Annotated in this window: 1 pseudogene; it reads left to right on the top strand. The window is 64.5% G+C overall.

Going from position 1 to position 650, the window contains the following annotated elements:
• Positions 1-3: 3 nt before the first annotated feature.
• A pseudogene (locus tag HB681_RS38645) lies at positions 4-650 on the top strand (amino acid ABC transporter substrate-binding protein); the annotation flags it as partial.

Genomic DNA, 650 nt, shown 5'->3' with positions numbered 1-650 from the left:
TCGGTGGAACTGTGCAAGCGCGTGGCCAGTTCCCTGCAAGCCCAGCTCAAGCTGGCCAAACTGGACGTGCAGTGGGTGCCCGTGACGGCAACGACACGGATGCAGGCCGTGAATGACGGCAGCGTCGACCTTGAATGCGGCAGCACTTCGCGCACGCTGGGTCGCGAGCGGCAAGTCGACTTCAGCAATCCCATCTGGGTCGAGGGAAGCTCCTTCGTGTCGCTGGCCTCCTAGTCGATTGGCCGCGCGGTGGACCTGAATGCAAAGCGGGTGGCTGTCATTCCTGGCACCACCACGAAACAGGTGCTCAAGGGGCTGTCTTCGCGTGACATCGTGCCGGCCCTGGTGCCGGTGAAGACCAGTTCCGACGGAATCGCCGCGGTGCGTGACGGACGGGCTGATGCCTTTGCCACCGACAGCCTGATCCTCGTGGGTGAAGTCACTGGCGGCGCGCCGGGTGCGACCCTCAGGCTCAGCAACGACTACCTGTCGATGGAAAGCTATTCGCTGATGATGCGACGCGACCCGGACATGCGGCTGGCGGTCAACCGCGCATTGGCCGAGACCTACCGCAGTGGCGAGATCGTCAGGGTGTTCCGCCAGAGCTTTCCGGCTGGCACCGCTCCGTCGCCGCTGGTCGAAGCCGTCTA

The sequence above is a fragment of the Variovorax sp. dw_954 genome (assembly GCF_018449755.1).
Classification (GTDB): domain Bacteria; phylum Pseudomonadota; class Gammaproteobacteria; order Burkholderiales; family Burkholderiaceae_C; genus Variovorax.
The sequence above is the reverse complement of the archived record's forward strand: the minus strand, read 5'-3'. Positions and strand labels throughout refer to the sequence as shown.